Below are 13425 nucleotides of genomic sequence, written 5' to 3'. Positions count from 1 at the left end.
AATCACCAGTCACTAGTCACTAGTCACTGTTCTGAAAAATCAAATCCAACCTTCGCTGTGCTGCTTGTAATGCCTCGGTAGGGGTGCTTTTCCCTAATAAAACAGCTTCTAGCGCCCTACCTAAATTTTCTGACAAGCGACTGTAACCAGGAAAAATGGGACGCGATCGCCCGTATTTTGCTTGTGCTAAAAACACTTCTACGGCAGGCTGTTTTTTGATGAAATCTTGATATTTCTGGCTTTCCCTTGCCTTCATATTGACGGGTAAATATCCCGTACCAATTGCCCAATCAATTTGAAATCCTTCGCTGACAACATACTCAGCAAACTTGAGCGCAGCTCGTTCGCGCTCGGGCGTAGACTTGAATACAAATAGGTTTTCTCCACCAATTGCAGTTGCTTGGCGATCGCCTTGAGGAATTGGAAACACGCCAAAATCTATTCCTGTGGTTTGGAACTGTCCCAGCGTCCAGGGTCCAGTCAATTGCATCGCCACTTTCCCAGCTAAGAAAGCATCGATTTCAAATCCTCGTTCTGGTAAAGATAGAACGACAGAACCATCATCGACTAAATCGCGCCACAATCTCAGCGAGGCGATCGCACCCTTGTCGTCTGCTACATTTACATTTGCTGGTTGTTGGGGATTGTTACTTGCCAACTCGCCACCGCCACTCCACAGGAAGGGTAGCCACAGAAAGACGCTAAATTCTCCTTTCCCTAACGGCAAAAACATTCCGTGTTGGTCGATCCGCTTGTCTCCGTCTTTGTCGATGGTTAATTGACGTGCGACTTGACGTAATTCTTCCCAAGTTTGCGGTAACTGGGTAATTCCTGCGGCTTGAAATAAGCTGGGACGGTAAAATACGCCTACGTTATTTACGCCAAACGGCACAGACCAAGTATGCCCTTGATACTCCATCGTTGCAAACAGGCTAGGATCGATTTCATCTTTGACGGGAGAAGTTTGTAGCAGATCGTCCAAAGGACGAATTGCATCGAGTTCCACTAACTGTCCAGTTAGCGTGGCATTAAACCATAGTAAATCTGGTGGTGCATTTCCTACTACCGCTGCCAAAATTTTCGGTAATTGCTGTTCTGCTTGTCCGACATATAAAGATTCTACTTGAATGTCAGAATGCTCTCGATTGAAGCGATCTACCAGCGTTTGCAAAACATCTCGATTGGGTGGTGGATTTACCCCTTGCCACAGCGTAATTTTGGTAACTCCAGAATTACTAGGTGTAGCCTGACATCCTACCAAAGTTAGGGTTACTACGAGTAAGAGGAGAAGAAATTTAGTTTTGACTAGGTAGCGATTGAGCAACTTCACTAGTTTTTTCAATTGACTTTTAAGTTTTATTGTCGAAATTTTAGTCTAGAATTGCCTTCTGTAGATAAACGCGGGTAAATAGGTATTTTTGATATATTGTCAGATATATTCCGATCCCTCTTCTGTCACTTTAGGCAAATTCAACGAATCTACGTGGTTTTAGCCTACGAAAAATCAAGGTTTCACCCCAGTTTGACAGAAGAGGGCTGAGCCCAATTTAAGATGAAGCTGCATAGAAAAGAGCTTCTAGAATAAAGTTAGAAGAAGAGATTTCTGGGATGCGATCGCGTAAATCTTGTAGAGAAGAGAAAAGTTGATTTTTGAGAGGTTTTTGAGGAATTGCCAAAGTCTCTCAATCGGATTGAGTTCAGGGGCTGATGCTGGTTGAAACAGAGGAATAATATTTTCCGGTCAACGAATTGCTGAACTTGTATGAGCAGATGCTCGCTCGATCTGTAAAATGGCATAATCCGAGCCTAATTCCTGAGATAGCCAGTCCCAGCACTGTTGAAAACACTCACTATTCAATTTTGGATACTCTCAAGGAAGTGGTTCCCAGTCAATGGTTCAATCGCACCGTAAATCCAGAAGTTTTCCCGTTGCCATTTTACTCCAACAGTGGGCTTGACTCCAGAAGCAGTAATCACTTTTCCTGTAAGGGTTTTGAGTCCAACCCTAGTTTCATCTTGACACAAGTAATACACACACTTACCTTGTGCCAACAGTTGTTTGAGAGTTACTAGAATCACAGCTGTTTGTAGGAGTTTTTTTAGTTCCTTTTCGCTCTCGGCGATCTCAATCTTAAATGGGCGGCTCATGGCTATGTGAACTTATCGAATTTGCTTACCTCTATATGCAGCTTCATGTTGAATTGATATGAGTCAGTTATATTCAGTTATATAAAGATCGGAAAATTTTTAGTAAGGAATTGTCATGAATAAAAAGGCAAAGAGATGTTGACTTCGCAATTTAGTTTTGATAAGCTCTTTTTTATAATGGAACTATAGACGAATTTTTAGATTTTCAAATATTCCCATTATAAAGCGTACACGCTAAATTGTAGCAGCAAAAATAGCACGGGACAACCCCTTTTTAGAGCTAATTATTGTGCTTATTAAATAAGTAATCTATTGATTATTTTTCTCTGAGAGTTTCTGGAATACCAGCAGAAGAAAGTCCGGCGATCGCTTGCAAATTTTGACGGCGGAGTAGTTCCATAAAATCTAAAGTCGGTCGTCCTTCCATCTGTGCCACCGCTTCAATTGCCGACAACAGATGTTGAGCCGCCTCTGCCTCAGCATAACCCCGCCTCCCAGCAACGCGCACTGCTGCCTCATCTGCTTCTACCTCAATTTGAGAACTGTGGTTATTGCGCCAAATCCGAGTCCCGGCGATCGCGGTTAATGCTCCAGCTGCCACAGTACCCACCACATCCCCCTGCACGATCTCTACTACCGTCCCCAAAAGCCCCGCTAAGACAACTCCCTGATAGACGTCCGGTTTAAACCACTTTACTGCCGTCAACCAGCTAACAGTCCGCAACAGCAACAAATCTCGCTGTGGTTGGGGTAGCCGCCGCCAGAGATCGAAATTAATGGAAATGCGACGTTCCTGCTGCCACGGCATAGGAAAAGCATAATCGATAACTTTAGTTTGCTCCCGCTTACCGACAATCTTAGTCAACATCCGACCGGAAGCAGGCATCAAGTCCAGAAGGCGGCGGATTTCAGTAGTTGGTTCCATGAGTAGAGGATGGGGAAAGTCAAAAGTTAAAAGTCAAAAGTTAAAAGTCAAAAATCATGTATTGGGATGGGTGGGATTTAAGGTAAAATTTCCAGCCAAGGCTGTCCATCTGTTTACTAAACCCGCTCGTACACAAGTTAAAAGCTCACTACACCTCACACCCTATACCCTACACCTTGTTTGCCGATCGCTGATAATAAACTAATAGACTTAAAAAATTATCTCTTCAATGGATGCATTTGCACCGATTCCGCCTCAATGGACTAAACAGGCAACTCATGCCAATGAATTTTGTTGTCCCCGTTGTCGTTCTGGTAGCCGCGAAGCAGAAAGAGTCTGGCTAAATCGACGATCGCCCGTATTTACCGAAAACAACCGTCGCAAGTGGCAAGAGTTTTATCAGTGTCAATGCAGTTGTGTCTGGTGGGCATGGAGTAACGATCGCCCCCCTTCAGATTTAACACCGAAAGAAGACTGCGAGCGTTAAGTTGATGGTTGGTAATTGGTGGTTGACGGTAAACGCCCTCCGCTACACTACTCCGTGAAGACGGTGATTGAGAAGTGGCTGGTGGAACCGATGACGCTTTGGCTGGAATCTTTTCTAGTCACCAGTCACTAGTCACTGATAGCTGGTCAAGAAATCATTACCAAAAACCATAAATTCAAGCAAATATTCCTGTTGGCAACGGGCAAATCTGTCTTGATGAGATAGAATACGATACAAATAACGGTACGCTTGTCAAGCTGATGAAATACTTCTTTAGAACAATGGCGGTTAAAAGAAATATTTCTTAATCTGGAGGCAAAGCCAGACAGAGAATTTAACCGAAAAGTCCGTACATTGCTGCCCAATCAATGACTCGTTGAATTTATAGGAATAAAGTTATGAGCGATCGCTCGCCATCGGAAGCATCTATCTTTTTGAGTTATCTCAGAAACGGGATCTGGTTTTTGGGAATATCTTTTTGGTTATTTGGCATCATTGACCGAAGCATTGCTTCTTTCTCTGATGGCTCCCTATCGAGCGTAGATACGCTCCAGCTGTTTACAGCCGCCTTTTTCTTCATCGCTTGGTTGTTCCTGAAACCAAAGTCGGGGCATCGGGAGAAACAGGAAGTTAGGAATCCTAACCCTTCCTCAGCTTCCTCAGTTCCCCCCGCTATTTTCTAACTTCCAGTTGCTAATTTCTGTCCTACTAAAACAGAGCGGACAACCCGTTCGGCAGCCTTAGTAACGAGTTCTGGAGCATTGGCGATCGCATCTCCTAAACTACAAGGTGCATCGAGAATGCTTTCAAAGGAGTCGATGCCGCAATTGAAATTCACCTCAGCATCACGCCCGATAGTTCCGGCAAGGGCAATAACTGGTAGCTGATATTTCTTGGCTCTTTGTGCCACTTCTGCCGGAATTTTGCCGCGTGGAGTTTGAAAGTCAATACTTCCCTCCGCTGTAATCACCAGATCGGCATCTTCTAATAAGCGATCGAGGTGGAGATATTGCATCACAATGTCATAGCGAGGATGCAATTTTGCCCCTAATAAAGCATACAAGCCCGTACCCAAGCCACCAGAAGCGCCACTTCCGGGCATTTCTCGCACGTCTATACCCATGTCGCGTTCGATAATAGCAGCATAATTATCGAGTGCTGCGGCTAGCTGCTCCACAGTTTCTGGTGAAGCACCTTTTTGAGGTCCAAATACTCGCGCTACACCTTTTTCGCCACACAACAGATTGTGCCAGTTACACGCCACATCAATTTGTACCGATTCCAAACGGCGATCGCGATCTTTAAGATCGATGCGTTCTAGTTTTATCAGTTCGCCACCACCGCGATCGATTTCCTTCCCATCTGCATCTAACAGGCGTACTCCCAGAGCTTGCGCCATTCCCGCACCACCATCATTCGTACCGGAATCGCCACAACCAACCAGTATCCGTTCTGCACCCGCATCTAGCGCTGCTTTAATCAGTTCTCCCACGCCGTAGGTTGTTGTCACTAGAGGGTTACGTTCGTGATGCGGCACTAATCTCAGTCCCGCTGCCGCTGCCATCTCTAAGACAGCAGTTTTTGTCTGCGTATTACCCAGAAACCCAAAATAAGAATCTACAGGCTGTCCGACAGGACCGGCGACCGTCAGATGGTGTAAAGTCCCGCCCGTAACTGTTACGAGGGCTTTGGTGAACCCTTCTCCACCATCTACTAAGGGAGCTTTGTGGATAGTAGCATCGGGTAAAACTCGCAAAATTCCCGTTTCAATACAATCTGCTACCTCATCAGCTTCCAAGCTTTCTTTAAATCCCGAAGGTGCAATCAAAATACGTAAGCTCATAATTATCTCCTGCAATTAGTAAGTAATGAGTAGTGAGTAGAGAATAGGATATGTTTTGACTTTTGACTTCCAAATTCCGAATTCCGAATTCCGAATTCCGAATTCTTATTCGCGTAGTGGCAATGAAATCTGTACGTATGTTCCCTGACCAGGTTCGCTATCAATGGTGAGTTGACCCCCATGCTGTTCGACGATCGCTTTGCTTAAGGTAAGTCCCACGCCTGCACGCTGACCGTTGGTAGTGACTGTGGGAGAAAAAACCCGTTCGATCGCGGGTTGTTGAATTCCCTTGCCGTTGTCAGCGACTTCAATTAAAAGATTCGTAGCATCAGGATCGATGCGCGTCCGCAAACCAATACGTCCACCTTGTTCTGGCAATGCTGCTAAGGCATTCCGTACGAGTTCGCTCAAAACCTCGCGTAACTTCGGGCGATCGACAACTGCATAACTGACTTCTGGAGCAATATCCAGATCGACGCTCACGGCGCGTTCGACGAGTTCGGATTGGAACCGCAGCAGCAGATCGTAAAGCAGCGCTCTGATATCGGTACGGGCAAGATTCAAATCTAAGGGAAAGCCAAAATCAGTAATTCGCGACACGGCTTGTAATAGTAGATCGAGCTGCCCGATCGCCGCCCGTTGTTGCCCGTCAAATTCTTCGTTGCCCTTAAAACCATTGTGGTGCTGCAACTGAGTCACTCGCGATCGCAATTGTGACAATAATCGATGCAAAGTGACTCGTGAAGGCAAATGTTGCCAAGCAGAATCTTCTACGCCATCTTTAACAACACCATTAGGAACGGCAGCCAAACCTGCAACCTGCTGCCGTTCTGCCATTGCCTCCATCATTCGATTGAAAGCTCGGCTGACTGCTCCTAGCTCGTCTTGACGTTCTTCACCGAGGCGGCGTTTGAAGTCTCCCTTAGCTGCGTCGTCTAATGCCTCCTCTACCTCTTCTAATGGTGCAAATAAATCTGAAGCTAAATAAGCTGCAAGAAGCAACATCAGTGAGATTGTGCCAAAAGCCGCGATCGCTAGAACTAATTGCGCAGTTTGCCGCGTATTTTGTGTTTGCTGGCTGATGATTTGGCGATTTTGGCGATCGGAAGCAACGGCTTGTTGAGTGACTTGCTCAAATCTAATAAAGTCTATGTCTTCTAGTTGTTTTTCTAAAATTGCAAAGGCGCGATCGCGTTGACCTTGTGCTACTAAAGTAAAAGCTTCGCGGGCATCCTGGATCAGCGCAATGTATGCATTGCGAACTTGTTGAACTTGTTTTCGTTCTGCTTCAGTATCAGCTAATTCTGCCCAGCGCTTAAAATCGGCTTCTGCTGGTTTGAGAAAGGCTTCAAATTCTTGTCGTGCATCTGGATCGTCGCTAATAATCGCATCTGGCAATTCTTTAAAAGCCCGAAAAGTTGCCGTTCTGACGCTCTCCAGCAATAAACTACGTTGATAATGTCCTTGCAACCTGCGTTCGCTATTTTGCCACTGCGCGATCGCCCACACAGTCACACCCGCCGTTGCCAGCGCCAGCAACGCCAACCCGCTAAATGTTGTTAATAGTTTCTTTCTTAAATTCATAATTTAAGGGAGCAGGGGGGAAGAGAGCTGAGGGAACCGAGGAAGCGGAGGGAGTTGAGGGAGCAGCTATCAAGTCGCAAGTCGCAAGTCGCAAGTCGTAATTAATTCACTACACCCTACACCCTTTCTTCACTGGTCACTGGTCAGGAGTCACTGGTCACTGATAACCGTCATAGCCTTAAGCCGATCCATTGCCAGTAACCGTAATAGAACACCACGATCAGTGCCAAATGAACTAGCAAGAGTACGGAACTCAGACGCAATAAGTCTGCTGGTTTATAGGTTTCGCCTTCTAATTCTTGAAACATCAACAGCGCTTTGGAACTGACGGGAAAAGTCAAACAATAGTCCATGCCGACGTTGCTGAGGAATAAAACCGCTACGGGATTGAGTTGCAAGCTGTTGCCTAGATATAACAGCGCTGGGACTAGAGCTACAGCTCTGGCTGTATGCGAAGTCATGTAAATGTGGGAAGTCAGGGCAATTAGAGATAATACGAGCAAGATCAAGAGGCGCGATTCTGTGCCAGCAATGCCACTTGCGGCAAATAGCTGGTTGATAATCCATTCGGCTGCATCAGATTCAATCAACGCCTCGCCTAAAACCAAAGCTGCACCCACAAATACAATTAAGTTCCAAGAAACTGCTTTCAACCCATCTTTCCAGCTAATGACTCCAATACTAGGTGCAGTTAGTACTAAAGCCCCAATCACCGTAACGGTGGCGATTTCCAACCCATGCCAACTTTCCGTCAACCACAGCCCTACCATGACCAAAACGACAAGCAGTGTTGTTCGTTCTGCTGTAGAAAAGGGTTTTTTTTGCTGATAAGGAATCTGAAGTTGGCGCTGGCGGCGATTTTTGTCTAAAAATAAGCGCAAAATTACCCAGCAAGAAATATAACTAGCGACAACTCCAAACGGCACGCCATAAAGCGCCCACTGTGCGTAAGAGAGCTTGACATCAGCAATTTCGTCTAACAAGTCGATCGCGATCAGATGGGAACCAGCACCAATGAGAGTAGAAATCGTGGCAACTAAAATAATTGTCGGCATCAGTAGCGCCATTGCACGGGTAATGCGGCGATCGCCTGCGGCGTTGGCAATGCTGCGAAATACAGGAATGACTACAGCTGCCCTGCCAGAAGTGGAAGGAATAACGAAAGACAAGGGAATTAATATAGTTGTCAACAGCCAAAATACACTGCTGACATTCCGGGCGCGACTGACGACCAACTGCGTTAATCTTGCCGCTAAGCCCGTTTGCTGTACGGCTCCACCCAAAATGAAAGCACCGATCATCAGCCAAATTACGTCTGATTCCAGTGCCTCAAATAACGCTTCTTGTTCGCTACCACCAGATAATATAAGCAACACCACCGTTGCTAGGGCAACATAGGCTGCGTTCAGGGATGTGGTTGACCACAAGATTACCGCTAAGGCAAAGGCAAACAGAGATAATCGCGCCTCTGTTGGCAGCGAACTTGGTAGAAGAATGGCGATTCCTGCTATGAGAGTCAGCGCCAAAGGTAGCACGGCATCAACCACCCAACGAAACCGTCGCTGACGTGGGTGAGTTTTAGGTAGAGGGCGCTTGCTCTCAATGCGCGACCAAATGCTAGTCGTGCCTAGTCGCTCCTTGCTACCTGCCTTTTGAGTGGCAGCAGCTTTATTCATCTTTCCTCCTAGTCACCAACTAACGTGCGGTATGACGACCTGTACTGAGTGATTGTTTCACTCGATTGACACAAGCGATCGCCCGTGCTTAATCAGAGACTAACATCTTCTTAAAGTAAATTTAATTTCTTGTCTAAGTATCTACCCTGGGATGGAAGGCAGAAGTTTTTACCTCAATTTAGCTTTTTTCATAGATCGATTTCTAGTATTTCTGCAAACGTAATTTTGCACTTTTTGAAATTTCGTATTTTTGCACTTGTGAAAATTAAAAGAGAGGTTATTCGAGCAAAATTATCCAAACATGCTTCAGAAATCCTTTGAAAACTCAACTTTATGAAATTTCAAATATAGTTGCTTTAATTTCAAAAAATAAATAAAAATAGTAAGCATGAACCAAACTTTAATGAAAAAGTTAATTTCGATCGTCGCTCCTCTAGCGATCGAATTATTGCTTTCTCCTACAGTCATAGCAGAACAAATTCTGCAACATACACATATTGACCCGAACAGCAACGAGCGCCAAAGTATAAAAAACAACTTTCAACTATCAAAGGACATACCTCAAACTACTAGTATCATAGATAACATTAACCAAGATAAAAAACGGTTTTCGATCGCCGAGCGTCGCGATCGTAAAGATCCCCCCTTCGCCCCCCTCGATCGGGCGGGTTGGGGGGATCTTCAGATGAGCCAAGTCACGTCTGTTTCGCAGTTATCTGATGTCCAGCCTAGCGATTGGGCTTTTCAAGCCTTGCAATCTTTAGTGGAGCGCTACGGAGTCATTGCTGGCTATCCAGACAGCACGTTTAGAGGCGATCGGGCAATGACGCGGTATGAATTTGCGGCAGGGTTGAATGCAGCATTAGAAAGAATCAACGAACAGATCGCAACTGGCAATCCTATAACTCAAACAGACTTAGCCACCCTACAAAAACTGCAAACTGATTTTGCTACCGAACTGGTGACTCTACGCGGGCGAGTCGATCGCTTAGAGGTACAGACAGCTCAGTTAGAATCTAATCAATTCTCTACCACCACCAAACTAGAAGGAACGGTGATTTTTGCCCTCAGCGATGCTTTTGGCGGAGCGGGCGACGACAACAATACAGTGCTGCAAAGTCGAAGCAGACTTGCTTTTGAAACCAGTTTTACTGGAAAGGACTTACTGACCACCAGGCTTGATTTTGGCAACTTCGAGCAATTTGACTTGCCAACAGATGAAGGGCGTTTAGGTTTTGACTCGAACACCGAAGGAAGCGTGGAACTGGGGAACCTAGAATATGAACTACCAGTGGGTGAAAAAATAACGCTGTTGTTCCAATTCAACGATTCAGACAGCGATGATTTTACGGATGTAATCAACCCTTTGTTTGAAGATAGCGATACGGGGGCAATTTCTCGCTTTGGACGACGCAATCCTATTTATCGCGTCCCCAATAGCAACACGGGAATTGGAGCGAGGTTACAGTTATCTGAGGCAATGAGTTTTGATTTCGCTTATCTGGCTGGAGATGCTAACGATCCGGCAGCTGGTGCGGGACTATTTAACGGCGATTACGGCGCGATCGCTCAGTTAACATTAACGCCCAGCGATCGCCTTGCTGTAGGCTTAACTTATATTCATTCTTATGGAGCTGCCGGTCAAGGTTTAGATACAGGTACGGGTAGTACAGCCGCTAATTTAACTCAAATCGGCACGCCAGATCTCGAACTGCCTGTAGTCGGTAACTCCTATGGCATTGAAGCCAGTTACAGAATTAGCGAGGATTTTGCGATCGGTGGCTGGGTGGGCTATACTGCTGCTCGCGCGATCGGTTTGGGAGATGGATCGATTTGGAATTACGCCATCACCCTCGGATTTCCCGATCTGGGCAAAGAAGGCAATCTCGGCGGAATTATAATCGGGATGCAACCGAAATTAACTGGTACGAGTAGCGGTTTAAGAGCGATAGGGCAATCGAGCGACCCCAATACTTCAATTCACGTTGAAGGCTTCTACAGATACCAAGCTACAGATAATATCTCTATCACCCCTGGTTTGATTTGGCTGACAGCTCCAAATCATAATACTGAGAACGAAGACATCGTGATTGGAACAATTCGCACTGCTTTTGAGTTTTGAGTGCTACACAATTAGGCAAATTTTTCCCACGCCTGAGTGACAATCTCGCTCAGCCTGCGGCGCTGGCGATCGTCTAATAAGCTATCATCTGCAAGCAGTTGGGCAGTTAGCTGTTCTAAAGATTGTCCTTGAGAACGGACGAACTGAATCACGCCCGCGATCGCAGTGGCTACCAATTCATCGCTAATTGGTTTTTGTCTGAGATTAATAATTTCTTCGGGGCTGGTTGGGATGGGATAATGCATGGCGGGAGTTTACAAGATAAAAAACTGTTTTAATAAATCCAAACACAATTGTAAATTTTCTTAAACTTGTTCTAAGCAAGCTTATTTTTGGCAAGCTTAGCCTAGTCTAAACCCTTGTCACCTCTGTCCAAATTGGTAGTTTACCCATAGACAAAAGCGCCAAGATGAAAGAACTCTTGTACATTGAAATCCCCACACCAGACACATCTGTCGTTCGGCACTGGTTGCAAGCGGAATTTGAACCAGAAATCGGGCAAAAAGCGATCGCGCCTGAAGGTTTTCGCTTGCAAATACCTATAGATACAGCGATAAAGACAAATATTTCAGATCCAACGGCAAAAAAGCTAGGGGAGATCTCCGCTTTTGTTTGGTCTGTACAGCGTACTACATATCTCAAGGTCTTCCGTTGGGCAGATTCTCCCCTACCAGGAGAACGGCAAATTCTGCAAAGTCTTGTAAAGCAGATTAGAATTAAGTTTCCTCATAACTATCCCGCACCACCAGCAATAGATTTATCCCAACAATCTATTTTTGAGGCGCTTGCTCCCCACTACCCCCTCACCGTCAAGTATTTTCAGCAAATGCCTAATGGCGAATACGATCTCAAGCGAGTTTACTGGTGGGAGCAAAGGTGGCGCGAAGGAGTGCAGAATCCGCAGCAGCCGCGTCAAGTTGTGTTTTCTAGGGAAAATGTAGAGACGTTACATGTAAACAATGTAGAGACGTTACATGTAACGTCTCTACAGCCATCCTACGATCTCATTTACATCGGTGGCGCATTAGGCGTAATTCATGCAGCAGTGATGGCGCAACTGGGTTATCGCGTGTTGTTGTTGGAGCGTTTGCCATTTGGACGGATGAATCGGGAGTGGAATATTTCTCGCACGGAATTACAAAGTTTAATCGATCTGGGTTTGCTAACTCCCGCAGAATGCGAAAGTGCGATCGCACGAGAATATAAAGACGGATTTAATAAGTTTTTCGATGGGAACAATCCACCCCACTTAAAAGCACCGATCCTCCATACTCCAACGGTGCTGAATATAGCCTTAGATGCAGAAAGGTTACTGCGGCTGTGTGGAGAAAAGTTAAAAGCTGCGGGGGGTGAAATTTGGGACGAAACCGAGTTTCTCCGCGCTGATATCGAGCGATCGCAAGTTACGTTACAAGCTCGGCATTTACCCAGCCAAACTCAAAAACAAGCCAGCGGACGAGTTTTGGTAGATGCAATGGGGACAGCTTCTCCGATTGCTTGGCAACTCAATGGCGGTCGTGCTTTTGATAGCGTCTGTCCGACGGTAGGAGCGGTAATTAATGGCGGCTTTGAGCCTGGGGTATGGGATGCTCAATATGGCGATGTACTCAATAGCCACGGCGACATTTCGCGGGGAAGACAGTTAATTTGGGAATTATTTCCTGGTGCGGGCGAAGAAATCACAGTTTATTTGTTTCACTACCATCAAGTCAATCCAGAAAATCCCGGTTCGTTGCTGGAGATGTACGAGGACTTTTTCACGATTTTGCCAGAGTATCGCCGTTGCGACCTAGATAAACTCGTATGGAAAAAACCTACGTTTGGTTATATTCCGGGACATTTTAGCGTTGGGAGTCGCGATCGCACGGTTGCTTTCGATCGCTTAGTCGCGATCGGCGATGCAGCTTCGCTGCAATCTCCCCTCGTCTTTACTGGTTTTGGCTCCCTCGTTCGCAATCTCAGCCGTCTTACAGCCTTATTAGATACGGCATTAAAGCACGATTTGCTCAGTGCTAGCGATTTGAATCAAATTCGCGCCTATCAAAGCAATGTTGCCGTGACTTGGATGTTTTCTAAAGGCATGATGGTTCCCACGGGTAAATTTTTACCACCAGAACGGGTCAACTCGATGCTGAATAATTTCTTCGGACTGTTGACTGACGAACCTTTAGAAGTTGCCGATCGCTTTATCAAGGACCGCTTTGATTGGTTTACTTTTAATCGTTTGGCGCTGAAAGCTGCCAGAAAAAATCCCGTCTTGCTGCTCTGGATTTGGGAATTAGCCGGAGCTAAAGATTTGCTGCGATGGCTGCTGAGTTACTTCAACTTTAGCTGGAATTCCTTGTTGAGTCTTTGTTTTAGCGGCTGGTTGCCGAGTTTCTTGCGCCAGATCCAGCCGTGGTTAGAACGCCGCTATCCCAGATTGTGGTTGAGGCTGCTGACACAAAGCTACGCCCTAACAACTGGTATGGGAAGACCCCAACTGGCGATCGCCCCTCATCCCCGCACGCCTGCAATTGGTTCTCAAGATGTGGTTAGTAGTTAGTTGTTGGTTGTGGGTGAGTGGCTTGTGGCTAGTGACTAGTGGAACCAGATTCAATTCTTGTCACCGGTTCCACTAGTCACTGACAACTGATAACT

General features: G+C 45.9%; 11 protein-coding genes and 1 pseudogene. 4 read left to right on the top strand and 8 right to left on the bottom strand.

All coding sequences use genetic code 11. The features are described from left to right. Positions 1–19 precede the first annotated feature (19 nt). From CHRO_RS25905 to CHRO_RS25895, 4 genes are all read right to left on the bottom strand, one after another. Positions 20–1342, bottom strand: a complete 1323-nt coding sequence (locus CHRO_RS25905) for an ABC transporter substrate-binding protein (protein ID WP_181824239.1) — start codon at positions 1340–1342, stop codon at positions 20–22. A 205-nt stretch (positions 1343–1547) separates the two neighbouring features. After that, positions 1548–1676, bottom strand: a complete 129-nt coding sequence (locus CHRO_RS34615; protein ID WP_281168610.1) for a hypothetical protein — start codon at positions 1674–1676, stop codon at positions 1548–1550. A 178-nt stretch (positions 1677–1854) separates the two neighbouring features. Next, positions 1855–2148: a hypothetical protein gene (locus tag CHRO_RS32925; RefSeq protein ID WP_106216759.1), complete on the bottom strand. Its 294-nt coding sequence runs from the start codon at positions 2146–2148 to the stop codon at positions 1855–1857. A gap of 316 nt (positions 2149–2464) precedes the next feature. After that, positions 2465–3073, bottom strand: a complete 609-nt coding sequence (locus CHRO_RS25895) for a DUF3318 domain-containing protein (RefSeq protein ID WP_015157191.1) — start codon at positions 3071–3073, stop codon at positions 2465–2467. A gap of 229 nt (positions 3074–3302) precedes the next feature. On the opposite strand from CHRO_RS25895, the gene CHRO_RS25890 reads away from it, so the two are divergent. Continuing rightward, the gene (locus tag CHRO_RS25890) at positions 3303–3560 is read left to right on the top strand and encodes a hypothetical protein (RefSeq protein WP_015157190.1); all 258 of its coding nucleotides are present in this window, start codon (positions 3303–3305) and stop codon (positions 3558–3560) included. Between the two features lie 398 nt (positions 3561–3958). Beyond that, a pseudogene (locus CHRO_RS25885) lies at positions 3959–4168 on the top strand (hypothetical protein); the annotation flags it as partial. Between the two features lie 71 nt (positions 4169–4239). Here the strand turns inward: CHRO_RS25885 and CHRO_RS25880 are convergent. From CHRO_RS25880 to CHRO_RS25870, 3 genes are all read right to left on the bottom strand, one after another. Next, on the bottom strand, positions 4240–5403 hold the full coding sequence (locus CHRO_RS25880) for a glycerate kinase (protein ID WP_015157188.1): 1164 nt from the start codon (positions 5401–5403) through the stop codon (positions 4240–4242). A 105-nt stretch (positions 5404–5508) separates the two neighbouring features. Beyond that, positions 5509–6987 carry a sensor histidine kinase gene (locus tag CHRO_RS25875; protein WP_015157187.1) on the bottom strand — a complete coding sequence of 493 codons (1479 nt, stop codon included), beginning with the start codon at positions 6985–6987 and terminating at the stop codon, positions 5509–5511. A gap of 170 nt (positions 6988–7157) precedes the next feature. Continuing rightward, on the bottom strand, positions 7158–8663 hold the full coding sequence (locus CHRO_RS25870; RefSeq protein ID WP_015157186.1) for an SLC13 family permease: 1506 nt from the start codon (positions 8661–8663) through the stop codon (positions 7158–7160). A gap of 388 nt (positions 8664–9051) precedes the next feature. Here CHRO_RS25870 and CHRO_RS25865 point away from each other — a divergent pair, with 388 nt between their 5' ends. Further along, complete coding sequence (locus CHRO_RS25865) at positions 9052–10785, top strand: iron uptake porin (protein WP_015157185.1); 1734 nt, start codon at positions 9052–9054, stop codon at positions 10783–10785. A gap of 11 nt (positions 10786–10796) precedes the next feature. Here the strand turns inward: CHRO_RS25865 and CHRO_RS25860 are convergent, their stop codons facing one another. After that, positions 10797–11030, bottom strand: coding sequence for a hypothetical protein (locus CHRO_RS25860; protein WP_015157184.1), 234 nt, complete (start codon positions 11028–11030; stop codon positions 10797–10799). 164 nt (positions 11031–11194) lie between these two features. Here CHRO_RS25860 and CHRO_RS25855 point away from each other — a divergent pair, with 164 nt between their 5' ends. Further along, positions 11195–13330, top strand: coding sequence for an NAD(P)/FAD-dependent oxidoreductase (locus CHRO_RS25855; RefSeq protein WP_015157183.1), 2136 nt, complete (start codon positions 11195–11197; stop codon positions 13328–13330). Positions 13331–13425 lie beyond the last annotated feature (95 nt).

Origin of the sequence: Chroococcidiopsis thermalis PCC 7203, assembly GCF_000317125.1 — a bacterium.
GTDB lineage: Bacteria > Cyanobacteriota > Cyanobacteriia > Cyanobacteriales > Chroococcidiopsidaceae > Chroococcidiopsis > Chroococcidiopsis thermalis.
Note: the sequence above shows the minus strand (reverse complement) of the source record. Positions and strands in the feature narration are given on the sequence as shown.

Coding starts and splice junctions, on each gene's coding strand:
- CHRO_RS25895 (WP_015157191.1), bottom strand. CDS start 3,073: ATGGAACCAACTACTGAAATCCGCCGCCTTCTGGACTTGATGCCTGCT.
- CHRO_RS25870 (WP_015157186.1), bottom strand. CDS start 8,663: ATGAATAAAGCTGCTGCCACTCAAAAGGCAGGTAGCAAGGAGCGACTA.
- CHRO_RS25860 (WP_015157184.1), bottom strand. CDS start 11,030: ATGCATTATCCCATCCCAACCAGCCCCGAAGAAATTATTAATCTCAGA.
- CHRO_RS25865 (WP_015157185.1), top strand. CDS start 9,052: ATGAACCAAACTTTAATGAAAAAGTTAATTTCGATCGTCGCTCCTCTA.
- CHRO_RS32925 (WP_106216759.1), bottom strand. CDS start 2,148: ATGAGCCGCCCATTTAAGATTGAGATCGCCGAGAGCGAAAAGGAACTA.
- CHRO_RS25890 (WP_015157190.1), top strand. CDS start 3,303: ATGGATGCATTTGCACCGATTCCGCCTCAATGGACTAAACAGGCAACT.
- CHRO_RS25875 (WP_015157187.1), bottom strand. CDS start 6,987: ATGAATTTAAGAAAGAAACTATTAACAACATTTAGCGGGTTGGCGTTG.
- CHRO_RS25855 (WP_015157183.1), top strand. CDS start 11,195: ATGAAAGAACTCTTGTACATTGAAATCCCCACACCAGACACATCTGTC.
- CHRO_RS25880 (WP_015157188.1), bottom strand. CDS start 5,403: ATGAGCTTACGTATTTTGATTGCACCTTCGGGATTTAAAGAAAGCTTG.